We start from the raw sequence: 23,973 nt of genomic DNA, 5'->3' as shown, positions 1-23,973 counted from the left end.
ATGAGCATTCCCTCCGCCGCAGTTTCTGGCCCGCGACGCCTTTTAAAGCGCGTCCGCGATGTTATGGCCGGACCGGGGACGGCGGAGGAACGCCTTGGACAGATCGTGACCATCATTGCGGCCGATATGGTCGCAGAGGTGTGTTCGGTCTATGTCATGCGCGCGGGCGAAGTGCTTGAGCTGTTTGCGACATGTGGTCTGTCCAAAGAAGCCATCCACATGACCCGCCTTCGGGTCGGGGAAGGCATTGTCGGGTTTGTTGCCGCCCATGCGCGGCCCTTGAACCTTAAAGATGCGCAAAGCCATCCGAACTTTGCCTATCGCCCGGAAACGGGTGAGGAAATTTATCATTCCATGATCGGTGTGCCGGTCCTGCGCGGGGGCCGGATCATCGGCGTGTTGGCCGTGCAGAACCGCACCGAACGGCAATATTCCGAAGACGAGCAAGAAGCGCTTGAAAACGTTGCCATGGTGCTGGCCGAAATGGTGGCGGGTGGCGAGCTTGTCAGCCGCGATGAATTGATGCCAACCGATGGGATCGCGCTGTTGCCGCTGCGCCTTGGCGGGGCGCGACTTGCACCGGGGATCGGCAAGGGGATTGCGGTTTTGCATGAACCGCGCATCGTCATTGACCGCATGGTTTCTGATGACCCGGAAGAAGAATTAACACGGCTGCGCGAAGCGATGCGCGGCCTGCAAAACCATCTTGATAAGATGCTTGAGGCGGTGTCCGATATTGACGGCCTTGATGAGGCCGATGATCCCGGTGACATCCTTGAAGCCTATCGGATGATTGCGCAAGATACCGGGTGGCTGAACCGGATTACCGAGGCGGTTCATACCGGCCTTACCGCCGAGGCTGCCGTGCAAAAGGTGCATGACGACACGCGTGCACGCATGGCGCAAGTCACCGATCCGTATTTGCGCGAACGGTTGCAGGACCTTGAAGATCTTGCCAATCGGTTGTTGCAGCATTTGTCCGGGCAGTATCAATCCCCGGCCTTTGGCGACCTGCCCGAAGAAATCATTCTGGTGGCACGCAACATCGGCCCGGCGGAGCTTTTGGACTACGATCACAAGCTTTTACGCGGGCTTGCCCTTGAAGAAGGGTCGCACACCTCCCATGTTGCGATTGTTGCACGTGCACTTGATATTCCGGTGCTTGGCGGGGTTAAGGGGGTTCTTAACAAGGTCGAGGCCGGTGATCCGCTGATTGTGGATGCGGATAATGCGCAGCTCTTTGTGCGGCCAAGTGAAGATGTGCGCGCGGTTATTGACGGGGCACTGACAGCGCGCGCAGAACGCAAGGCCCTTTATGCCCAGATGCGCGACATGCCGTCTTGCACGACGGACGGGGTGGATGTTTCGCTGAATGTGAATGCCGGGCTTTTGATTGATGTGCCCCATGTGATTGAAAGCGGGGCAGACGGGATTGGCCTGTATCGGACGGAAATCCCGTTCATGGTGCGGTCGGCCATGCCCGACATCACCGATCAGACGAAACTGTATAACCGTATCTTTGAGCAGGCCGAAGGCCGCCCGATTGTGTTCCGGACGCTGGATGTCGGCGGTGACAAATTGTTGCCCTATTGGGAAGATATGACAGAAGAGAACCCCGCGATGGGGTGGCGTTCGATCCGCATTACGCTGGATCGGCCGGCTGTGTTGGTTCATCAGCTGCGCGCATTGATCCGGGCCGGACATGACCGCGATCTTTATATCATGTTCCCGATGATTGCCGAGGTTGCGGAATTTGATCAGGCCAAAGCCGTCCTTGATGAGCAGTTAAAACGCGAAGCCGCACGCGGATTTATTCCGCGCAAAGTTGAAGTCGGTGCGATGCTTGAAGTGCCCGCCTTGATCTGGCAGGCACCCGCATTGCTTAAACGGGTCGACTTTTTATCCGTGGGGACCAATGACTTGCTGCAATTTATGTTTGCAGCTGACCGTGGTAATCCGCGGATAGAAGGACGATATGATACATTGTCACCAAGTGTTTTTGCATTTATGCGCCAGTTGGTGACGCTGTGTGACGCCCAAGGTGTACGCTTAACCATTTGTGGCGAGATGGCCGGTCGGCCGTTGGAAGCCATGGCCCTTATCGGTTTGGGAATAAAGCGTTTATCTATGGCGCCTGCTTCGATCGGTCCTGTAAAGGAAATGGTTAGAAGTATGTGTAAATCTGAAGTTGAGCGTTATGTTCTGACGATTATGGATAATTCCACCAGATCTCTGCGATCTCGTCTTAAGGCTTTTGCAATAGATCACGGTGTAAAACTTTAAAAACAATCGCTTTTGGTGGGGATATCTGTTAGTTTGTTGCTAGATCGTAACGTGGGGGTGCGTGAATTGGCGGTCAAAAAGCGAAAGGATGATCATTTGAATGAGGATGCCCGCGGGCGCCTGCGTTTCAGGCCTTTGTCCGGGGATAATCCCTCGAATGATATTAATATGGAAGCAGAGAACAACCAGTTCGGAAAAGATGCCGAAGTCGGCCATCTGTTAAAAACGACCCGGTTGGGTTTAGGGCAATCCGTTGATGACGTTTGCCAACTGCTTCGTATTCGCAAAATTTACATCGAAGCCATCGAAAATAGTGACTTTGCGCTGTTGCCCAAAGGACCCTATGGCCTTGGCTTTGTGAAAGCATATGCCGAGCATCTTGGTCTTGATGGGGCAGAGATTACGCGTCGCTTCCGCGAGGAAAGCCACGCGCCGGCAGTGCGGTCGGAATTGTCATTCCCCAAACCGGTTCAAGAAAGCCGGGTTCCGGGCGGGGCGGTTCTTTTGATCGCGGCCCTGTTTGGGCTTGGTGCGTATGGCGGGTGGTACTACTTGTCGAGCCAGGGCAAAACCATTGCCGATCTGGTCGATCCGCTGCCGCAGCAATTGGCGAGCTATACCACGCCAACATCAGACACCAGAGAACCACGCACACTTGAAAACGCCGCCGATGCGCAAGCAGCCGAAGCGTCGTCCGAAGGCAGTGGTTCTGACGCCCTTCGTGTTCCGCAGACCGATCAAGCATCGGCAACCGGTTCTGATGAAGGTGCGGATACAGCAAATACAGCGGCAACCACCGAAACCGCGGATGCATCTGGCGATCAAGTCGCATCAGAAGCAGTAGATGCCCCAACTGAGCAGGCAGAAGCCGCCGCACCGGCAGAGCAAGCCGAAGCACCAGCGGCAGAAGTCGCACAGGCACCGGCAACACAAGGTGCGTCACCTGCTGCGGCGTTGGAAACGCCAGAAGTTGCGCAGGCACCAGCTGAGCCAGCACCAGAGGCGACAGCCGAAGCGACGACTGAGAACGCAGCCGAAAACACAGCCCAGAACACGCCAGCAGCCCCGGCTGCGGAAGTGGCATCTGTGCCCGATGCACCAGAAGTTGGTGATGCGGGCGGGGCGCGTGTGTTTGGCGCGGTCAATGTTGACAGCCGTGTGACCATTTCAGCGGTTGAAACCAGCTGGGTTCGTATTCGCGAAGCCGATGGCACTGTGTTGCTGACCCGGATGTTGACCGCGGGTGATACTTACCGCGTGCCAAACCGTGACGGGCTTAAGCTTGAAGTTGGGAATGCAGGCGCATTGACCTATAGCATCGACGGAAGCCAAGCTCTTCCGGTTGGTGAGTATGGTGCGGTGATGTCGGACTTCTCGTTGAATGTGGATGACTTGGAAAATTCACAAGCCCAAGCTTCTCAGTAAACACGACGCCGATAAACGGTAGATGTGACAGATTAAATGCCAAAGGCGACCCGGTTGGGTCGCCTTTTTCGCACCTGCCATGCAAGATCGCAGAGAAAATCCGCAAGCCAACGGTTTCTAATCGGCGTTTGATAAGCTATATACACCACAAGATACCTTGAACATTTTGGAACCGGAAATGAGCGTCCGCCCATATCGTGATATTGAACGCCGCCAAAGCCGCAAAATCCGTGTTGGAAATGTGGAAGTTGGCGGAGACGCACCGATCTCGGTGCAGTCGATGACAAACACCCTGACCACCGATGTGAACGCGACTGTCGCGCAGATCCATCGGTTGGAAGAGGCCGGTGCAGATATCGTGCGCGTGTCCTGCCCGGATCAGGAATCATCCTTTGCGCTGAAAGACATTGTCAAACAGGTCAATGTCCCAATCGTTGCCGACATCCATTTCCATTATAAGCGCGCGATTGAAGCCGCCGAAGCCGGTGCTGCGTGCTTGCGGATTAACCCCGGCAATATCGGATCGACCGAGCGTGTGCGCGAAGTTGTCAAAGCCGCCCAAGATCATGGCTGTTCGATGCGGATCGGTGTGAATGCCGGGTCGTTGGAAAAAGAGCTGCTTGAGCGTTACGGCGAACCGTGCCCAGAGGCGATGGTCGAAAGTGCGTTAAACCACGCCAAAATCCTTGAAGACCTTGATTTCCGTGAATTCAAGATTTCGGTCAAGGCGTCGGATGTGTTCCTGGCAGTTGCGGCCTATTATGGGCTGGCAGAAGCCTGTGATTATCCGCTGCATCTTGGCATTACCGAGGCCGGTGGCCTGCGCGGTGGGACGGTGAAATCATCCATCGGGATGGGCAACCTTTTGTGGGCCGGTATTGGGGACACGTTGCGCGTGTCGCTGTCAGCCGATCCGGTTGAGGAAATCCATGTCGGGTTTGATATCCTAAAATCGCTTGGTCTTCGGACCCGTGGTGTGCAGATCATTTCGTGCCCGTCTTGTGCGCGTCAGGGCTTTAACGTGGTGGAAACCGTCGCGGCCCTTGAAGAACGTTTGGCACATATTTCGACCCCGATTTCGCTGTCGATCATTGGCTGTATCGTCAATGGTCCGGGCGAAGCGCGTGAAACCGATATCGGTTTGACGGGTGGCGGTGGCGGCAACCACAAAATGTATATTTCCGGACGCCCGGATCATAATGTCAGCACGGAAAAGATGGTCGACCATATCGTTGAGTTGGTCGAAGAACGTGCGGCAAAGATCGAGGCCGAAGAAGCCGCCAAACTGGCAGCGGCGGAATAGCAAAGTTGTCTTAATCAGTTTTAGCTTTCCGCCACACTGGCGGGAAGCTATTTTCATGTTTGCAAGAATTTGCGCCAAATGCATTGGGCGTAAAGTGCTGGAATTAAACTTAGATCGGAGACCCCAAAGTGGCATCGCTTCAACCCGTCCGTGGTACGCATGACCTTCTGCCTGAACAGAACCGATTGCAGGATCATATCGCGAATACTGCACGCGACATTGGCGAGTTGTATGGTTATCACCGCATGACCACGCCGATCTTTGAATTTACCGATGTCTTTGCCCGCACCCTTGGCGATACGTCCGATGTCGTGACCAAGGAAATGTACACGTTTGAAGATCGCGGCGGTGAGCAGATCACGCTGCGTCCCGAAGGAACGGCGGGGATTGCGCGTGCGTATATGTCAAACGGCATGCAGCAAATGTCGCCGGTAAAGGTCAGCTATTACGGCCCGATGTTCCGTTATGAGCGTCCGCAAAAAGGCCGCCAGCGTCAGTTCCACCAGATCGGTGCGGAACTTCTGGGTGTGGAACAGGTTGCCGGTGATATCGAGATGATCGGCTATGGTGCGCATATCCTTAAGGCGCTTGGTCTTTGGGACAGCATCACGCTTGAGCTTAATACCCTTGGTGATCCGGAAAGCCGTGCGGCATATCGCGATGTTCTGGTCGATTACTTTAAGGGGCATTTCGATAAACTGTCAGAAGACAGCCGTAATCGTCTTGAAAAGAACCCGCTGCGTATTCTTGATTCCAAGGATGAAGGCGACCGCGAATTGGTGGCCAATGCGCCGCTGTTTGCCGAGTACCTGAATGCGCACAGTCAGGAATTCTTTAAGGGCCTGACCGAAGGGCTTGGCGATATCGGGATCAATTACGAATTGAACCCGCGTTTGGTGCGTGGCCTTGATTATTATTGCCACACCTGTTTCGAATTCACCACCAACACCCTTGGTGCGCAGGGCACGGTGATGGCCGGTGGCCGTTATGATGGCCTGATTTCAACCATGGGCGGCCCGCAGACCGCCGGTGTTGGCTGGGCCGCGGGTGTTGAGCGTTTGGCCCTGATGGTGGGTGAAGCCCCGGCGGGTCCGCGCCCGGTTGCGTTGATCCCGATGGGAGACGCGGCCGAAGCAAAATGCCGGACCCTTGCGCAGAGCCTGCGCGAAGCTGGGATTGCGGTTGAGCTGGGTTATTCGGGCAATATGAAAAAACGCATGAAGCGTGCCGATAAAGCCAACGCACGCATGGCCGTGATCCTTGGCGATGATGAATTGGCAAACGGTGTGGCGCAGTTGCGTGACCTTGATAAAGGTGAGCAGCGTGAAGTTGCCCTTGATCAACTGGCTGACGTGATCAGCAAAGGATGAGTTAAGGCGTGGCAGACGGGGCAGACGGGATTTCGCAGGACGATGCCGGAGATTGGCCGCTAGATCGCCTTTTGGTGATCGGCACCAATCATCGGCGGTCGAGCGAAGATACCCGCGACCGTCTGTTCATTGACGAAGCCCGCCTGCCACAGTTTTTATCGGCAATTGCCCAAGCCCGTTTGGGGCAGGCGGTTGTGTTATCGACGTGCAACCGCACGGAAATTCATCTTTTGGCGTCCGAGGCCGAGCGCGGCCGGGAACGGTTGATCGATCTGATGTCGCTTTGGGCGGATGTGGATCGTGATCAATTGGCCGCCGAGCTTTATATCCGGTCCGGGCGCGATGCATTGCGCCACATGTTTGCGGTTGCCGCATCGCTTGACAGTTTGGTGATTGGCGAACCGGAAGTTTTTGGTCAGGTCAAGGACGCCCATCGGATTGCACGCGCGCATGACCTTGTTGGGCGTGAGCTTGAACTGGTTTACCAGACGGCATATGCGATTGCCAAAAAGGTCCGCAATCAAACCGGCATTGGGCAAGGGGCGGTTTCCATTGCCGCAGCGGCCCAATCGGTTGCGCGTGATTTACATGGCGATTTAAAAGATTGCACCCTGTTGCTGGCCGGGGCCGGTGATATGGGCGAATTGATCGCCGCATCGTTGGCCGAACGCGGCATTGGCCGCATTTTGGTGACGGATCGTTTGGCCGCACGCGCACGCCTTGTCGCCCGGCGTCTTGATTGCCATTGGTCGGAAATGGATGACCTTGATCGGTTGATGGCTGAGGCGGACCTTATCCTGACGGCGGGTGGTTCACGGCGGTATATGATTGATCGCGACCGTGCGCTGGCCGCGGTAAAGCGCCGCCGGTATCGCCCGGTTTTGATGATTGATACCGCCGTTCCCGGCGACATTGATCCGCAGGTTGACGAGATTGACGAGGTTTTCCTGTATCGTCTGGAGGACCTTGAAAATATTGCCGCCGAAGGGCGCGGCGGACGTGAAGAAAAGGCCGATGAGGCCTGGGCACTGATTGAGGCGGAGCTGGATGGTTTTGTACGCGGGCGTGCCCAGCGTGCCGCCGTCCCCGCAATTGCCGATTTGCGCCGACGTTTTGAAATGGTGCGCGCAGATGCGTTAAACGAAAGTCACGGCGATGCGGAAAAGGCAACGCGGCTTTTGATTAATCGATTGTTGCATACGCCGACCAAGGCCCTAAAAGACTTGGCGACGACGACAGAAGGTGCTGGCACGGTTGAGTGGGTGAAGGCCCAGAAACTGTTGGCGCGTTTATTTGATCTTGATGACAAACGGGTTGGGGATGAAGACACCCCGACCGACCCCGAACAGGAGAAGAAAGAGTGAGTCTGGACCTTGGGAAACTCGATGGTGTTGTACGCCGGTTCGACGAGCTTAATTCACTTCTGTCGAGTGGCGAGCTTGATGGGGATGATTTTGTCAAACTGTCGCGCGAACATGCTGATTTGTCGCCGGTGGTTGAGGCGATTGAAGTTTATCGCAAGCTGTTAAACGATCTGGATGAAGCCAAGGAAATTTTGGCCGATCCAGAAGGCGACCGCGATATGCGCGAAATGGCCGAGGCGGAAAAGTACGAAATTCAGGAAAAGCTGCCTGAGGCCGAACACGCCGTTAAGCTGATGCTGATCCCCAAAGACAGTGCGGACAGCAAGAACGCCATCCTTGAAATCCGCGCCGGGACGGGGGGCGAAGAAGCCGCCCTGTTTGCGGCCGATCTGTATCGGATGTATCAGCGGTATGCCGAAGGGCGCGGCTGGAAGTTTGAGCAGATGGATGCCAGCGAAAACGACCTTGGCGGGTTTAAGGAAGTCATCGTCAACGTGTCGGGGACCGATGTGTTTGCCCGGTTGAAATTTGAAAGTGGCGTGCACCGCGTTCAGCGTGTGCCGGTGACCGAGGGTGGCGGGCGTATTCACACGTCTGCGGCAACGGTTGCGGTTTTGCCCGAAGCGGAAGAAGTTGATATTCGTGTTGATCCCAAGGATTTGCGCATTGATACATACCGGTCGCAAGGGGCCGGTGGCCAGCACGTCAACACGACCGATAGTGCGGTGCGGATTACCCATATTCCGACCGGCGTGGTTGCGGCCAGCCAAGAAGCAAAATCCCAGCATAAGAACAAAGAAAAAGCGATGAAGATGTTGCTGTCGCGCCTGTATGATCAGGAACGCGAAAGCAAGGACACCGCCCGTGCCGCCGACCGTAAATCACAGGTCGGTTCGGGGGATCGTTCCGAACGTATTCGGACCTATAACTTCCCGCAGGGACGTGTGTCTGATCACCGTATTAACCTGACGCTGTATCGGTTGGATGATTTCATTGCCGGTGGCCCATCGGTCGATGAAATGGTTGATGCCCTGATTTCCGAAGAACAGGCACAGAAACTGGCCGAGATCGAAAGTTAAGATCATGGCAGGTGACCATCCGACCCCGCATGATGGTGCGATCCGTGGCGCGACACTTGGTACGTTGATGGCCGAGGCTGTTGCGGCGCTGAATGCGGCCGGGATCGAAAATGCACGCATGGATGCGCGTATTTTGCTGGCCCGTGCGGCGGGTGTGGATGGTGGCCGGATTACGGCATGGCCCGAAGACGCGGTTGCGCCCGACAAGGTTGCGGTCTTTCGCGATATGATTACACGGCGCACCCAGAATGAGCCGGTTGGCCGCATTTTGGGGGAGCGTGATTTTTGGCGTCATACCTTTAAGCTGGCCCCCGATACGTTGGAACCGCGCCCCGATAGTGAAACACTGGTCGAGTGGGCGATTGATTTCCTTGAAGACGCGGATGCGCCGCGCATCGTTGATTTCGGGACGGGAACCGGGTGTTTGTTGTTGTCGACCCTTGGCGATTTGCCGGGATCAACGGGTATCGGGCTTGATATCAGTGACGGGGCGGTTGCCTGCGCACAGCAAAATGCAGCCGCGCTTGAGATGGAAGATCAGGCGGAATTTCGGGTGTCTGATTGGGATAGTGCGCTAAGCCCCGCCGAGCGCGAAGCGGGGTTTGACCTTGTGATGTCCAACCCGCCCTATATCACCCGCGACGAGATGGACAGCTTAAGCCCGGAGGTCCAAAAGTTTGACCCACGGCGTGCCTTGACCGACGAGGGTGATGGACTGGCAGCCTATCGGATTTTATCAAAGACCGCGTTTGAATTGACCAAGCCGGGCGGGTTTGTGATTTTTGAGATTGGCCGTGGGCAGGAAGCCGATGTGGGGCATTTGCTGGTGGAGGCCGGGTTTGTCGGCGTTGAACACCGCGAAGATCTTGGCGGCATTGTCCGGTGTGTTGCCGCGAAGAAAACCCGCTGTTCCGTGGGGCGCTGCGTGATTTAGAGCGTGGCGCATTTAACCTGCAGCATTTTGTCGCGACGGCCTTTTACCGCGCTTCGTCAAGGCCCTTGATCGTTGTGCTGCTGCGCTGTGTAGGGCTTTCTTTGCCTGGCAAAAGGCGGGCTTCGGCAAAACGACACAGCTTAAAAGTGAAACGCTTTTGCTTCTGCATATGACCTATGTGAAAAAAAGCGTTTGGCAATGAAAAAAACAGTTGGAATAACTGAATAAGCCATATAGGTTGGTTTGAACGGGCCGGGTGCCCGACGCGCTTATGAAAGCGCCGTGTTCCCCAGTAAACAGTTAATAATCTCCGTTCCTGATAAGGTTCTTGGTTGATTTATCTTGATGCCGTTTGATCGGGTCTGTTTAGCGGGAAATATGTTTTTCAGACGGAGTGGTTCCGGGACCGATGATGTCACCGGATTGTCCTTCAACACCAAAGTCATGTTGATATGAGAAATAACAATAAACGTCCGCGCGGACGGCAACAGCCTAATAAACGTCCAGTAAATCCAAAATTTCAGAATTTTGATAGTAATGGTCCAGATGGACGTGTTCGCGGTAACGCGCAACAGGTTCACGAGAAATATGTTTCGCTGGCCAAGGATTGTACTGACGATCCGGTTCTGGCTGAAAACTATTATCAGCATGCTGAACATTACTACCGTATCTTGCAAGCTGCGCAGGAATGGGAAAATCAACGTCGCGAAGAACGCGGCGGCGATAACAGCAATAACAACAACAACCGTCAACGTAATCAGCGTAACAATCGCGACGATCGCGGTGATAACCAGCCCAATCAACGCGATGGGCAGGGCGCAAACACCGAAACGGTTGCGGCATCTGACGATGCAGCCAACGGCGCACCAAACAGCGACAACACCAACCGGGACAATAATGGCGGCGACAATGCCAGCCAGGAAAATACCGTTGCGGCGTCTGCTGATGGTGGTGAAGAAAAGCCGAAACGCGCACCGCGTGCCCGTCGTACCGATGCACGCCGTCCCCGCAAACCGGCAAATGCCGATGCGGCCCCGGCATCTGATGACGTGATTGCAGTGGCGGGTGCCAATGCGGATGCGCCAGCAGAAATCGCAACGCCCGCGGCAGCAGCATCTGATGCAGATAATGCAGCGCCAGACGCCAGCACCGATGCAGGTCAGGACGGCGAAGAAAAGAAAAAGCCGCGCCGTGCCGCAGCAGGTACCGCGCGCACACGTGGCCGTCATCCGACAGCGCGTCGTGGACGCAGCCGGGCAGCCGGCCGTGAAGACGGCGAAGGTGGCGATGCGTCATCTGATGAAGGGACCGAACCCGTTTCGGCCTGATCACGACATTTACTAATTGCCTGTTACGTAAAACACCCCAGCGGAAATCATTCTGCGGGGTGTTTTGCTATGTGCGGTTTACGAGGTGCGGTTTACTGGGGGCGGTTTGCTGTTTGTCGCTGATCGCGGGTGGATGCTGTCATTTGGGGGCAGTCATTTGGGGCGGGGATTGCGATTATCTCTTATGCCTTTGGGTTAATTAGAAGAATAAGACGTGCAACCCTTACGTATAGTTGGTATTTGTTTATATAAGATCACGGTAAAGAAGTGATCATTGCGTCGCCGTATCGCAGCGCGACGGGACCAACGGGGCCAAGCAAACGGCAACATTGAGGGAGTGTTTAATGGGGACAGGCTTGTTTCGGGTTGTCATGGTGTTGCTGTGGGCGCTTGGTGCGATGGTGGTAGCACTTGGTCTGTTTAGCGGCGATTATGAAATGGCGCTTTTGGGGGCTGTTTGCTTTATCATCCCGATGTTCTTGCCACTGATTGTGATTGCGCTGAACCGGACAAAATCATCCGCGTCCGGTGGCAAAAACAGCCGTCCGACAAAATCGATGTCCCCGGCACAGGCGGCAAAAATCAAGGCCGAAGGCCAATGGGCCAAGCGCGAAGATTTGGACGGTCGCAAGATGCTTGAAAGCAATCCGACCTTGGTGTTGGGGCGTTGGGGCGATGATAAAAGTTTGATCGGGGCGTCGGGCCTTAAACGTGTTTTGACCTTTTCGACCACGCCCGAAGAATATTACCGCGCCAGTGCCGAACCCAACGCGTTGCTCCATACTGGCAATCTGTTTGTTTATGAACGCTATGGCAGTATTTTTCGCGCCATTCATGAACGGCGTCGGCGGCTTGGCCAAAATTTGATTGTGATTGATCCGCATGGCCAGAGCGGATTTGAAACCGATCAGTTCAACCCGTTTGATTTTATCCGCCAGCAGGGCGAGGGCATGATCACCGATACCGGTTTGATCGCTGATACCTTGTTGGCGCCGGTCTTTGTCAATGAACTGGACGAGAAGGAAGCGCGGCTTGCGCGGTCTTTGTTGCAGGGCTTTATTGTTCATACCCTTTTGACCAGTGCCAAGGAAAACCGAACATTGGGCGAAGTGCGGCGTAACTTGATTATGCCATCGCACCGGTTTTATAAAATCCTTGAAGAGCTGATGAACATTGATTCCGCCGATGGCCGGATTTCAGATGTGGCGCTGAATATCCTTGATATGAGCGAAGATCAGCGCATGAAGATCATCGAGGCCTGTCGCGGGGCCACGGCGGAGTTTGATAATCCGCAGATCGCGCGTGTTGTCAGCAAAAGCAGCTTTGAATTGGACGACATTGCCAAAGGGGCGGTTTCCATTTTCGTCATTGGGCAACTGGGCGGGGATGCGCCGGAAGTCCACATATCGTTTAGCCGGGTGATGCTGGTGGCGATGATGAACTTGCTTAGTCAGCGCAATTGGAAAAGCGGCGATCCGGAATTCCTTGTCCTGATGGACGGGATTGAACATGTCGGGCGGATGCCGTTGTTTGAGCGTTTGCTGGGCGGGGGATACGGCGAAGGCATGGTTGTTTGGCCCGGCTTTAGCGGGGTGAGCGGATTGATGGATGTGTGCCTGAATTGGGAAAATGTTGTTGGGCGGGTGGATGCGATTTCGGTGCTGAGCCAGGACGGGGCGTTTAACCTTGATTGGGTGTCGGGCCTGACCGCGATGTCAAAATTTGACGATACCGGAAGTGGGGAGGCAACCGACCGCCCGGTTCATTTGCGCGGGCGCGACATGCAGCCGATTTTAAAATCGCCCGACGTTGCGCGTTTTCCCAAGGAAGAACAAATCCTGTTTCGCAAGGGCGTGCCGCCAATCAAGGCGCACCGGATCGATTGGTATCATGATCCGCTATTTGACGGGATCGCCGTGCACGCGCCGACCTATAACCCCGCTTAGGGCAGCGGATCACCCCAACGGCGGCGGGGTGTTTAAGCGTGCGGATTGGCGGGCGTTGGCGGCGGTGCATGCGTTGCCCGGCCGGATCGGGTGAGGATGACGAGCGGATCCGGTGAGGGGCGTGAGATACTCAGGTGAGGTTACGAGAGGATCAGGTGAGATCAGGAGATGGTCAGTTCGTCGCCCGGTTTGATGACTGCGTCGTTGGTGGCCTCAACATACATGCCCATGTAAAGGTGATTGACCCCTTTGCGCAGCATCAGCGGGACGTTGATATCCGAAACGGCCGTTTCCGGATCGATGCTGGTGGCTTTGCAGCGCGTGATGGGGTGAACAACACGGAACGTGGCGTCATTGATCGTGACGGTCTGGCCTTCTTGCCACTCAAGCTCTTTCCATGGGGCGAGGCCATCAATCAGAAGATTGCCGCGAAAGCGCATCGGATCGATTTCAGATTGTACAATCCGCTCGCCAAAATCGCGGATCGAGGCCAGGTTCAGAACCGAGATATAGGGTTCTTCCATGTCGCCAAACTGAACGTCGGGCACGGAATAGATTTTGGGGCTGCCTGCGATATCGTTTTTGAGAAACGCGGTCAGGAAATCTTCGATCACGGTGCGGCCCATCGCCTGATCAAGATTGCCTTTGCAGATCGCGCGGCCATTGCGCAAGATCGTTAAGGTCGAGGTGGCTTCGTCATATTCGGTGCCAATCTCGGTCAGTTTGGGGGTGTTGACCAATTGCAGGAAGTTGCGTTTGCGTGCCCATGCGTTAACACCGTCCTGCCCGGTCGAAGATTGGGTGGCAATGACAAAGCGCCGGTCATCGGTGATCATTTTGTGGGCTTTGATCTGGGCCTCGGACATATCAATGCCGCGCATCCCTTTGACCGGGTACCGTTTGATGGCTTTGAGCTGGACAGTCATGGTCGTTCTTCCTGTTTGGCGCTTTATCATGCCATTTTCGGCGGGCGCAGTGGCATGGTTTTGCCGTGACGTTAATGCGTTGTTTTGCGCGTGGCAACCCTTGCTTTGCGTGCAAATTCAGCGCCCTTGGCAGTAGGTTTTAACAATGACAGAAAATATGCTGCGGCGCACAAATAATTCTTGCAACTTTTGTAGGGGTATCGGCTTGCGAAGCGGGTAAAGTGATACATATCAAGGTAGTCGACGGTGAAAAAATCTATAATTTATTCATCGTTTAGGCCGTGGATGCTTCCAAGAAGGTCCACATCTTATGAACACTGTTGACTCGAGGAGTAACAGGAATGGAATTTGAGAACTTTACGGACCGGTCAAAAGGTTTCCTGCAGTCGGCGCAGTCGCTGGCGTTGCGGGAAAACCATCAGCAATTTGTGCCGATCCATCTTTTGAAAGTGTTGCTGGACGACGAAGAAGGTCTGGCAGCCAATCTGATCACGGCAGCAGGCGGCAAGCCAAAGCTGGCGCAGCAGCGCTGTGCGGCGGAACTTGCCAAATTGCCAAAGGTATCTGGCGGAAACGGCCAGATTTATCTGTCATCTGAATTTGCCCGACTGATCGAACAGGCACAGGACGTGGCCAAGAAAGCCGGTGATAGCTTTGTCACCGCTGAACGGTTGCTTCTGACCATTGCGCTTGATCCGAAATCCGTCGCCGGTAAAGTGTTGGCCGATGCAGGTGTGACCGCACAGGCGTTGAACGGTGCGATCAATGACATCCGCAAAGGCCGGACTGCCGATAGTGCCGGTGCGGAAAACCAGTATGACGCGTTGAAAAAATACGCCCGCGACCTGACGGAAGCGGCGCGTGAGGGCAAACTTGACCCGGTGATTGGCCGGGACGAGGAAATCCGTCGTGCCATACAGGTTCTGTCGCGCAGGACCAAAAACAACCCGGTTTTGATCGGTGAGCCCGGCGTGGGTAAAACCGCCATTGCCGAGGGACTTGCCCTTCGGATTGTGAAGGGTGATGTGCCTGAAACGCTTAAGGACAAGAAACTTCTGTCTCTTGATCTTGGGGCGTTGATTGCCGGTGCGAAATTCCGCGGCGAGTTTGAAGAACGCCTTAAAGCGGTTTTGAGCGAAATTGAATCTGAGGCCGGTAAGGTCGTGCTGTTCATTGATGAAATGCACACCCTGGTCGGGGCTGGTAAGGCAGAGGGATCGATGGATGCCTCCAACCTTTTGAAACCGGCTTTGGCCCGTGGGGAACTGCATTGCATCGGTGCGACGACGCTTGATGAATATCGCACGAACATTGAAAAGGACGCAGCCCTTGCGCGGCGGTTCCAGCCGGTGTTCGTGTCCGAGCCAACGGTTGCCGATACGGTATCGATCCTGCGTGGGATTAAGGATAAATACGAACTTCATCACGGGGTTCGGATTGCGGATGCCGCACTTGTGGCGGCGGCAACCTTGTCCAACCGGTACATCACCGATCGGTTCTTGCCCGATAAGGCGATTGACCTGATGGATGAAGCATCATCGCGGATGCGTATGGAGCTTGATTCCAAACCGGAAGAAATCGATGAACTGGATCGTCGGATCATCCAGCTTAAGATCGAACGAGAAGCTTTGAAGAAGGAAGACGATAGCGCATCGAAAGATCGCCTTGGTCGACTGGAAAAAGAGCTTGTCGGGCTTGAAAGCAGTTCGGCGTCGCTGACCGCCAAGTGGGAAGCGCAGAAAACCGAAATGGCCGCATCGACGCATATCAAGGAACAGCTTGATATTGCACGCGGTGAACTTGAACGTGCGATGCGCGATGGCAAGCTTGATCGTGCCGGGCAGCTTCAATACGAAGAAATCCCCGCACTTGAGCGGTTGCTGGAAAAAGCAGAGGACGATCAGGCCGACGGCATCAAGGAAGAAGCGGTGACTGAAAAGCACATCGCATCGATCGTGTCACGCTGGACCGGTATTCCCGTGGACAAGATGCTGGAAGGCGAACGCGAAAAGCTTCTTGAAATGGAAGATACCCTGCGCAAAAGGGTCGTCGGCCAGGATGAAGCGGTGCGGTCGATTTCCAATGCGGTACGCCGGGCACGTGCGGGCCTTCAAGACCCGAACCGTCCAATGGGGTCGTTCTTGTTCCTTGGCCCAACCGGGGTTGGTAAAACCGAGTTGACCAAAGCACTGGCGCAGTTCCTGTTTGATGATGAACAGGCCATGCAGCGGATTGATATGTCCGAATTCATGGAAAAACATGCCGTTGCGCGGTTGATCGGCGCCCCTCCGGGGTATGTCGGCTATGAAGAAGGCGGTTCCTTGACCGAGGCGGTCCGTCGCCGTCCGTATCAGGTGATCCTGTTTGATGAGGTCGAAAAAGCACATCCAGATGTGTTTAACGTGCTTCTGCAGGTCCTGGACGAAGGGCGTTTGACCGACGGGCAGGGACGTGTTGTCGATTTCCGCAATACGCTGATTATCCTGACCTCTAACTTGGGGGGCGAAATTCTTGCCAATCAGGAAGCGGGTCATGACAGTGGCGAAGTGCGCAGTCAGGTGATGGAAATTGTTCGGGCATCGTTCCGTCCGGAATTCCTGAACCGTCTGGATGAAGTGATCCTGTTCCATCGTTTGCAGCGCGAACAGATGGGCACGATTGTCGATATCCAGCTGGGCCGTTTGGAAAAGCTTCTGTTTGATCGCAAGATTGAACTGAAACTTGATGACGGGGCCAAGGATTGGCTGGCGGAAAAAGGCTATGACCCGGTCTATGGCGCGCGTCCGCTTAAACGCGTCATCCAGCGGTATCTGCAAAACCCGCTGGCGATGCAGATCCTTGAAGGCGGGATTAAGGATGGCGATGCTGTCCCGGTTTCCGTCGAGGGCGCGGACCTTTTGCTGAACGGTAAAAAGGTCGAGGTCATTGAATAAGACCCGATAACCCACACATGCAAAACCCCGGTCAATTGGCCGGGGTTTTGTCTTTTTCGGGCCATGATTATTGGGCACGATAGAAACCATATTCAAAAGCAGCATTCGCCATCATTGTTTACCATCAAAAAACGGACCGGGATTTACCATGCAGGCAGTCAAAAATCGTTCGTCGGTGCGCATGCGCACCATGGCCCTTGCCATCGGGATCATCGGTGCGGGTATTGCGCAGCCCGTGATGGCGCAGTCCTTTTTTGATAAGGCCAAAGACGCGCTTGGCGATGTGATGAAGCAATCTGAGGGCGGCGATAGTGGTGCTGCGTCTTCATCTTCATCATCAACTTCATCATCGTCGGTTGGCAGTGCCGCGGTTTCCGCATTGTCATCCGATACGGTCGAGCAGGGATTGAAACAGGCGCTGGATGCCGGGGTGGATGCGGTAACCGCCCAGCTTGGCGCAAAGGATGGGTTTAACGCCGATCCGGCGGCGCATATTCCATTGCCGGCAAGTGTTCAAACCGCGCAACAGTTGATGAACAAGGCCGGGCTTGGAAGCTATGCCGATGAAATCGAATTGCGCATGAACCGGGCAGCCGAAAGCACCATGAGTGAAGCGGGCGATATTTTGGTCAATGCGGTTCGCCAGATGACCCTGACCGATGCCAAGGGCATTTTGCAGGGGCCTGATGATGCGGCGACGCGTTATTTACGTCGGGTATCGGGGGGCGATATTGAATCCCGTCTGCGCCCGGTGATTAGCGAAGCGCTGGCCGATACCGGGGCATTGTCGATGTATGATCAGATGGTCGGGCAATATGAAACATTGCCGTTTGTGCCGGATTTAAAAAGCTCTTTGACCGATCACGCCACGGACAAGGCGATGGAAGGGCTGTTTCATTATATCGCCGTTCAGGAAGCCGACATTCGAAGTGACCCGGCGCGGTGGACGACGGATGTGCTGAAAAAGGTGTTTTCGGCGGCGAAGTAAGCGTTGTCAGGAAGGTCGGCTGTTAAGGGCATAGCGGCGCAGGTCGGTGCTTAGCGGTACTTTTCCGGCAGGGTTTCCCAGCGGTCGCGCATGATTTTGATCTTGTCGTTTGGAACGCCGTGGGTGTTGTCAAACGGGGCGTGACATTCAATGATTTGAAGCGTCACGCCAAAGCGTTCTGCCATGTCGAGATAGGCCTGCATTTCCCAGATTTCGGTAAAGGTGTTGGCGACAATGACACTGTTGCCAGCCCCCAAAGCGTCATTACAGGCGTTTTCGCAGGTTTGGTGAACATCGCGCAGGCGTCGTGGATCAAAGCGATAGGCACCTGAGCGGTCGACCATGAACTGGTCGGCCTCAAGATGTGTGGCGCCGGTTTGGGCCGCCAAGGCGGTGGCCAAGGTGGATTTCCCTGATCCGGGGAGGCCCCGGATCAGGGTTAAGCTTTGCGATGATTTTGGGCGATTTGCCATTTACCGGGCAGCCTTTGCGGTGGGTGGGGCGATGTTACTGCCCCTTGCGTTTACGCTGATAGAGCGCATCAAGCTGCGTGCCATAGGCATCACGGATTTTATGACGACGGATTTTCATCGACGGGGTTAGCATCGCATTGTCGATGCCAAAGGCCTCGTTTGCGAACATGAAGCTGCGGACTTTTTCGATGGTCGACAGGCGGGTATTCACCCGATCAATCGCCGCACGGATCATTTTGCGGAATGCATCATTTTGCGCGAGGTCATCGATATTGTTTGCGATCGAATGTTCGCGGGCAAATTCACGCATTACCTCGTCATCGGGCCAAATCACTGCCACCAGATAGGGCTTGTCATCGCCGTAAACCATGGCTTGGGAAATCTCGGTTTCCAAGGTCATCAGACCTTCGATCCGCTGGGGCGAGATATTATCGCCGCCGGAATTCACGATGATATCCTTTTTGCGGTCGGTGATCATCAGGCTGCCTTCTTCGTCGAACATGCCGATGTCGCCGGTATGCAACCAGCCATCAATGATGGTGGCCGCCGTGACGTCGGGCAGGTTCCAGTAGCCTTTCATCATGCTTTCGCCGCGCAGCAGGATTTCACCGTCATCTGCGATTTTGACTTCGGCGCCGACCATCGGTGGGCCGACAGTGCGCAGTTTGTTGTTTTCGGCACGGTTACACGACACAACCGGGGCAAATTCCGTCTGACCGTATCCTTGGAGGATGCGAATGCCACACGACACAAACAAGACGCCGAGTTCATAGTTCAGCGGCCCGCCGCCCGACACCATCGCCTTGATCCGGCCACCAAAACGCTGGCGCAATTTGCGGCGGAGCAGGATTTCGCAGATAAAGTTCTGGAATTTTTCAATCAGGCCAAGGCGTTCGCCTTCGTAGGTTTTGCGCCCCAGACGCAGGGTCAGGTTAAACAGTTTCTGTTTGAAGCCGCCTTCTTTTTCGACCATGCGGCTCATGCGTTGATAGAGCATTTCATAAAGGCGCGGCACGGCGGTCATGATGGTCGGGCGAACTTCGGCCAGGTTGGCGGCAAGTTTGTCGATGCTCTCGGCATAGTAGATCTGTGCGCCGATACTGATCGGGAAATAAAGCCCGGCGGTGTGTTCATAGGAATGCGACAGCGGCAAGAAGGACAAAAAGACTTCGTCGCCAATGCCCAGCGTATCAATGATGTCAAACGCACCCATGCAGTTTGAAATGACCGCCCCGTGCGACAGCATGACGCCCTTGGGCGCGCCGCCCGTGCCCGATGTGTAAATCAGGCAGGCAATGTCATCGCGCTTAATCCCAGATACCCACGCATCGACATCGTGGTTGAGGCACTGACCATTGGCGATGACCTCGGTCCAGGGGGTGATGGTGATGTCCCCGACAAAGCTTTGGCCCCATTCTTCCATCATGATGGCATGACGGCAGCGCCCGCTATCAAGGGCGGCATGCAAAAAGGGCTGGGCCAGTTTTTTGGTCGAGATGATGGCGACCGCCGCACCGCTGTCTTCGATGGCGTGCAAGTGATCGCGTTCGGTATTGGTGGTATAGGCCGGAACGGTCATCGCCCCGACACACATGATGGCAAGGTCGGCAATACCCCATTCAGTGCGGTTTTCCGACACCAGCAAAACCCGATCACCGGGCCGCACGCCAATATCATACAGTGATTTGGCGATTGCGCGCACCTGATCGGCGGCCTCGTTCCATGTCGTCGCGACAAATTCCCCGGTTTCGCGGCTTTTTGTCCAAACAAACGGTGCGTCGCCGTATGCCTTGGCCTTTTCAAAAAACATCGCGGGCAAGTTCTGCCAGTTGGCATAATCCTGCAAATTCGTCATGACGGTTCCTTGCCTTTATTTTCGTTTCTGTTTGTCGCAATAGGCACGCAACATGTTACGCGAGATGCCGAACAGTTCAACCACAGTTAGAATGTGCTGGTCTGCATGCTGTGACGTCTACACAACTGCCTTATAAAGTCGACACCTACGTACATTTACGTAAAAAAACGTGTGGTATCAGGGATGATCGTGCTTTGCAGCCAAAAAATGACAGTGATTGCCCTTCACTCGCAATATTGTGATCAGATAAACGCAAAAACCACCGGATTTGATCCCTTGGGGTGTGAACAAGGTTGCAGCATGTGGTGGGGCTTATATGATCGGCGGCACGCACGCGGTATGGTGGCAGGGTGTGTTGGGCCAAGCGCAATGGGGGCCAAGTGCAACGCCAATGCCATTGGGGGGTGGCGCGGCCCCATGTCGCGTCATATATGATCGGTGCGCAGTATCTTATGGGCTGAATGTGAGCTGGATGCTTAGCCTTTGCCCGCAGCCCATAAGATACTGTGACGCATATAAATAAAGTCGACTGTCTGGAGGACAAATGAACGCGATCAACAAGAATTTGCCGACGTGGGATCTGACTGATCTCTATAACGATCCGAAAGACCCGGCCATTCGGCGCGATCTTGATGATGCCAAGTCCCGCTCGCAAGCATTTCAGAGCACGTATCAGGGCAAGCTTGATGGCCTGACCGGGGACGAGCTGATGGCGGCGATTGCCGAATTTGAAGCGGTCAGCGAAATCTGCGGTAAAATTGGGTCTTATGCGCAGTTGCTTTATGCGGGGGATAGTTCCGACCCGGCGATTGGGCAGTTCTATCAGTCGGTTCAAGAAGAAATGACCGGCATTTCCAGCCTGACCTTGTTCTTTGGCTTGGAGATTAACCGCATTGATGACGCATCGCTTGATGCGAAATATGCCCAAAGCGAAGAGCTGCGCCGCTATCGTCCGTTTTTGGATGAAAACCGCGCGTTCCGTCCGCATCAGCTTTCTGATGAGGTCGAGCAGGTTTTGCATGAACGCCGTGTGGCCGGATCGGCCGCGTGGGTGCGTTTGTTTGATCAGACCATGGCCGAGCTTCGTTTCCCGATTAATGGCGAAGAACTGACCATGTCGGACGTGTCGAACATGTTGTCATCGACCAAGGTTGAAGAACGCAAAGCGGCCGCCAAATCGATTGGCGAGGTTTTGGGCAAAAACATCAAACTTTTGGCGCATGTCACCAATACCCTTGCCAAAGACAAGGAAATTGATGATCGCCTGCGTAAGTTTGACACCCCGGTTTCCTCGCGCAACCTGACCAATCAGGTTGAAGACGAAGTTGTTGATGCGCTTAATACCGCGGTGAAAGACAGCCATGCGGACCTGTCGCATCGTTATTACCGTTTGAAAGCCAAATGGTTTGGTGTTGATCAGCTTGATTATTGGGATCGCAATGCGCCGCTTCCTGATGATGACGATCGTCAGATCGATTGGGATACGGCACGTTCGACCGTGCTTAAGGCCTATGGTGAATTTTCGCCGGAACTGGCCGAAGTGGGTCAGAAATTCTTTGATAATCCGTGGATTGATGTGCCGCCGCGTGCGGGCAAATCATCGGGCGCGTTTGCCCATCCAACGGTGCCGTCTGCCCATCCTTATTTGTTGCTGAACTATCACGGGAAAACCCGCGATGTGATGACGCTTGCCCATGAGCTGGGCCATGGCGTGCATCAGGTTTTGGCCGGTGAGCAGGGTTATTTCCTGTCTGACACCCCGCTGACACTGGCGGAAACCGCGTCGGTCTTTGGTGAAATGTTGACGTTCCAGTCGATGTTGCGCGCGGAAACCGATCCGAAAATGAAACGCATCATGCTGGCGGGTAAGGTTGAGGATATGCTCAACACCGTTGTCCGTCAGATTGCGTTCTTTGAGTTTGAAAAACGCGTCCATGAGAAACGCCGTGAAGGTGAATTGACGGTCGATGAGATCTGCGACATCTGGATGACCGTACAGCATGAAAGTCTGGGTGATGCGATCCGCTATGAGGACGAGTACAAATATTACTGGTCCTACATTCCGCACTTCATCCATTCACCGTTTTATGTTTACGCCTATGCGTTTGGCGATTGCTTGGTCAATTCGCTTTATGACGTTTATGAAAATGCCGAGGACGGCTTCCAGCAGAAATATCTTGAGATGCTGAAAGCTGGCGGCACGAAACGCCATAAAGAGCTTCTGGCACCGTTTGGTCTGGATGCATCGGACCCGGCGTTTTGGCAGCGTGGGCTTAACATGATCAAACGCATGATCGACGAGCTGGAGGAGCTTTCCTGATATGAGTAACGACGACGATTATACCGCGCCAAACGAAGAAAACCGATTTGGCGGACGGGTTCGTCGTTACGCACGGGTGGGGGCGTCGGCCAGCAAGCTGGCTGCGCGCCTTGCCACCGGGAAAGTGTTCGGCGGCGAAATCGATCATGCGAAATACGCCGCCGAGCTGACCTCAGCCCTTGGCGGGCTTAAGGGCCCGTTGATGAAGGTTGCGCAAATCTTATCGAGCATCCCCGATGCCCTGCCCAAGGAATATACCGAGGCCTTGGCATCGCTTCAGGCCGATGCGCCGAGCATGGGGTGGCTGTTTGTCAAGCGCCGCATGCGCAGCGAATTGGGGGCGGGATGGCAATCAAGCTTTACCGATTTTAGCCGCGAAGCCGTTGCGGCCGCATCCCTTGGCCAGGTGCATAAGGCGACCTTGCCCGATGGGCGCGATGTTGCGTGCAAACTGCAATATCCCGATATGTCGGCAACGGTTGAGGCCGACCTAAAACAGCTTCGCGCGGCCTTTGCGATTTATAAGCGCTATGACAGTGCGATTGACGCGCAAAATATCCAAGATGAATTGTCCGAACGCCTGCGCGAAGAACTTGATTACACACGCGAAGCCAAAAACATGCGGCTGTATCGCCATATGCTGGCGACCGAAAACACCGTGCATGTGCCCGAACCGGTGGAGGATTTAACCACCAGCCGTTTGCTGACCATGACGTGGCAAAGCGGGCAGAAATTCCAAAGCTTTTTGGACAGTGATGCCGATCAGGATGCGCGCAATCAAGTGGCGCTGAACATGTTCCGCGCATGGTATGTGCCGTTTTATCGCTATGGCGTTATTCATGGCGATCCGCATTTGGGCAACTATACGCTGCGCGATGATCTGTCGGTGAACCTGCTTGATTTTGGCTGTATCCGTATTTTCAAACCCGAATTCGTCAATGCGGTGCTGACCCTTTATGAAGCACTTCGCGATGGGGACGAGGAAAAGGCTGTTTCGGCGTATGAAAGCTGGGGCTTTGAAAATCCGTCACGCGAACTGATTGATGTGCTGAACATCTGGGCCAGCTTTGTCTATGGCCCGATTTTGGATGATCGCAAACGCAAGATGGGCGAAACCAATTCTGTTGCCTATGGCGCGGAAGTGGCGGCCAAAGTGCACAAGGAACTGAAATCCGTGGGCGGGGTAAAGCCGCCGCGTGAGTTTGTTCTGGTGGATCGGGCGGCAGTTGGACTTGGTGCGGTGTTCCTGCGCCTTGATGCGCATGTGAACTGGTATCAGATTTTCAATGATCTGGTTGGGGACTTTGATCCCGCCAAACTTGCCGCTGATCAGGACGCGGCGTTGAAGTTGGTTGGGTTGGAAAGGCCATAACTTTAAAAAGCGCGGTTGCGATTTTGGGGATTAGATTCGCAGTTTATGTGTTTTCTGTGTCCGGAATCGGCATG

The 23,973-nt window shown here is 54.8% G+C and carries 16 protein-coding genes; 13 read left to right on the top strand and 3 right to left on the bottom strand.

Annotation, left to right across the window (positions count from 1 at the left end):
- From ptsP to HCZ99_RS13715, 9 genes are all read left to right on the top strand, one after another.
- Positions 1-2,283, top strand: coding sequence for a phosphoenolpyruvate--protein phosphotransferase (gene ptsP, locus HCZ99_RS13755; protein WP_167447597.1), 2,283 nt, complete (start codon positions 1-3; stop codon positions 2,281-2,283).
- Between the two features lie 168 nt (positions 2,284-2,451).
- Entirely contained in the window at positions 2,452-3,708 is a 1,257-nt protein-coding gene (locus tag HCZ99_RS13750; protein WP_254869618.1) for a helix-turn-helix domain-containing protein, read from the top strand.
- A 178-nt stretch (positions 3,709-3,886) separates the two neighbouring features.
- On the top strand, positions 3,887-5,011 hold the full coding sequence (ispG, locus tag HCZ99_RS13745; RefSeq protein ID WP_167447595.1) for a flavodoxin-dependent (E)-4-hydroxy-3-methylbut-2-enyl-diphosphate synthase: 1,125 nt from the start codon (positions 3,887-3,889) through the stop codon (positions 5,009-5,011).
- A 128-nt stretch (positions 5,012-5,139) separates the two neighbouring features.
- Positions 5,140-6,381 carry a histidine--tRNA ligase gene (hisS, locus tag HCZ99_RS13740; RefSeq protein ID WP_167447594.1) on the top strand — a complete coding sequence of 414 codons (1,242 nt, stop codon included), beginning with the start codon at positions 5,140-5,142 and terminating at the stop codon, positions 6,379-6,381.
- 8 nt (positions 6,382-6,389) lie between these two features.
- Complete coding sequence (gene hemA, locus HCZ99_RS13735) at positions 6,390-7,745, top strand: glutamyl-tRNA reductase (RefSeq protein WP_368484266.1); 1,356 nt, start codon at positions 6,390-6,392, stop codon at positions 7,743-7,745.
- Positions 7,742-8,824 carry a peptide chain release factor 1 gene (gene prfA, locus HCZ99_RS13730; protein ID WP_167447593.1) on the top strand — a complete coding sequence of 361 codons (1,083 nt, stop codon included), beginning with the start codon at positions 7,742-7,744 and terminating at the stop codon, positions 8,822-8,824. Before hemA ends, prfA begins: the two co-directional genes overlap by 4 nt.
- Positions 8,825-8,828: 4 nt before the next feature.
- The gene (gene prmC, locus HCZ99_RS13725; RefSeq protein WP_167447592.1) at positions 8,829-9,758 is read left to right on the top strand and encodes a peptide chain release factor N(5)-glutamine methyltransferase; all 930 of its coding nucleotides are present in this window, start codon (positions 8,829-8,831) and stop codon (positions 9,756-9,758) included.
- 452 nt (positions 9,759-10,210) lie between these two features.
- Positions 10,211-11,086, top strand: a complete 876-nt coding sequence (locus tag HCZ99_RS13720; RefSeq protein WP_167447591.1) for a DUF4167 domain-containing protein — start codon at positions 10,211-10,213, stop codon at positions 11,084-11,086.
- A 344-nt stretch (positions 11,087-11,430) separates the two neighbouring features.
- Positions 11,431-13,032, top strand: coding sequence for a type IV secretory system conjugative DNA transfer family protein (locus HCZ99_RS13715; RefSeq protein WP_167447590.1), 1,602 nt, complete (start codon positions 11,431-11,433; stop codon positions 13,030-13,032).
- 161 nt (positions 13,033-13,193) lie between these two features.
- On the opposite strand, the gene HCZ99_RS13710 is transcribed toward HCZ99_RS13715, so the two are convergent.
- Complete coding sequence (locus HCZ99_RS13710) at positions 13,194-13,958, bottom strand: MOSC domain-containing protein (protein WP_167447589.1); 765 nt, start codon at positions 13,956-13,958, stop codon at positions 13,194-13,196.
- 341 nt (positions 13,959-14,299) lie between these two features.
- Here HCZ99_RS13710 and clpB point away from each other — a divergent pair, with 341 nt between their 5' ends.
- Positions 14,300-16,891 carry an ATP-dependent chaperone ClpB gene (gene clpB, locus HCZ99_RS13705; RefSeq protein WP_167447588.1) on the top strand — a complete coding sequence of 864 codons (2,592 nt, stop codon included), beginning with the start codon at positions 14,300-14,302 and terminating at the stop codon, positions 16,889-16,891.
- Between the two features lie 148 nt (positions 16,892-17,039).
- The gene (locus tag HCZ99_RS13700; protein ID WP_167447587.1) at positions 17,040-17,879 is read left to right on the top strand and encodes a DUF4197 domain-containing protein; all 840 of its coding nucleotides are present in this window, start codon (positions 17,040-17,042) and stop codon (positions 17,877-17,879) included.
- A gap of 50 nt (positions 17,880-17,929) precedes the next feature.
- Here HCZ99_RS13700 and HCZ99_RS13695 read toward each other — a convergent pair whose 3' ends face one another.
- A complete protein-coding gene (locus HCZ99_RS13695) occupies positions 17,930-18,352 on the bottom strand; it encodes an ATP-binding protein (RefSeq protein ID WP_167447586.1) in 423 nt (140 codons plus the stop codon).
- Between the two features lie 34 nt (positions 18,353-18,386).
- Positions 18,387-20,207 carry an AMP-dependent synthetase/ligase gene (locus tag HCZ99_RS13690; RefSeq protein WP_167447585.1) on the bottom strand — a complete coding sequence of 607 codons (1,821 nt, stop codon included), beginning with the start codon at positions 20,205-20,207 and terminating at the stop codon, positions 18,387-18,389.
- A gap of 544 nt (positions 20,208-20,751) precedes the next feature.
- Here HCZ99_RS13690 and HCZ99_RS13685 point away from each other — a divergent pair.
- Together HCZ99_RS13685 and HCZ99_RS13680 are read left to right on the top strand one after the other, a co-directional pair.
- Entirely contained in the window at positions 20,752-22,527 is a 1,776-nt protein-coding gene (locus HCZ99_RS13685; RefSeq protein WP_167447584.1) for a M3 family oligoendopeptidase, read from the top strand.
- Between the two features lies 1 nt (position 22,528).
- Complete coding sequence (locus HCZ99_RS13680) at positions 22,529-23,899, top strand: ABC1 kinase family protein (protein ID WP_167447583.1); 1,371 nt, start codon at positions 22,529-22,531, stop codon at positions 23,897-23,899.
- Positions 23,900-23,973: the final 74 nt, after the last annotated feature.

It is taken from the genome of Thalassospira lucentensis (genome assembly GCF_011806425.1).
Lineage (GTDB): Bacteria > Pseudomonadota > Alphaproteobacteria > Rhodospirillales > Thalassospiraceae > Thalassospira > Thalassospira lucentensis_B.
The sequence above is the reverse complement of the archived record's forward strand: the minus strand, read 5'-3'. Positions and strand labels throughout refer to the sequence as shown.

Coding starts and splice junctions, on each gene's coding strand:
- HCZ99_RS13680 (WP_167447583.1), top strand. CDS start 22,529: ATGAGTAACGACGACGATTATACCGCGCCAAACGAAGAAAACCGATTT.
- clpB (WP_167447588.1), top strand. CDS start 14,300: ATGGAATTTGAGAACTTTACGGACCGGTCAAAAGGTTTCCTGCAGTCG.
- prmC (WP_167447592.1), top strand. CDS start 8,829: ATGGCAGGTGACCATCCGACCCCGCATGATGGTGCGATCCGTGGCGCG.
- HCZ99_RS13710 (WP_167447589.1), bottom strand. CDS start 13,958: ATGACTGTCCAGCTCAAAGCCATCAAACGGTACCCGGTCAAAGGGATG.
- HCZ99_RS13700 (WP_167447587.1), top strand. CDS start 17,040: ATGCAGGCAGTCAAAAATCGTTCGTCGGTGCGCATGCGCACCATGGCC.
- HCZ99_RS13715 (WP_167447590.1), top strand. CDS start 11,431: ATGGGGACAGGCTTGTTTCGGGTTGTCATGGTGTTGCTGTGGGCGCTT.
- HCZ99_RS13720 (WP_167447591.1), top strand. CDS start 10,211: ATGAGAAATAACAATAAACGTCCGCGCGGACGGCAACAGCCTAATAAA.
- HCZ99_RS13685 (WP_167447584.1), top strand. CDS start 20,752: ATGAACGCGATCAACAAGAATTTGCCGACGTGGGATCTGACTGATCTC.
- HCZ99_RS13695 (WP_167447586.1), bottom strand. CDS start 18,352: ATGGCAAATCGCCCAAAATCATCGCAAAGCTTAACCCTGATCCGGGGC.
- ispG (WP_167447595.1), top strand. CDS start 3,887: ATGAGCGTCCGCCCATATCGTGATATTGAACGCCGCCAAAGCCGCAAA.
- HCZ99_RS13690 (WP_167447585.1), bottom strand. CDS start 20,207: ATGACGAATTTGCAGGATTATGCCAACTGGCAGAACTTGCCCGCGATG.
- ptsP (WP_167447597.1), top strand. CDS start 1: ATGAGCATTCCCTCCGCCGCAGTTTCTGGCCCGCGACGCCTTTTAAAG.
- HCZ99_RS13750 (WP_254869618.1), top strand. CDS start 2,452: ATGGAAGCAGAGAACAACCAGTTCGGAAAAGATGCCGAAGTCGGCCAT.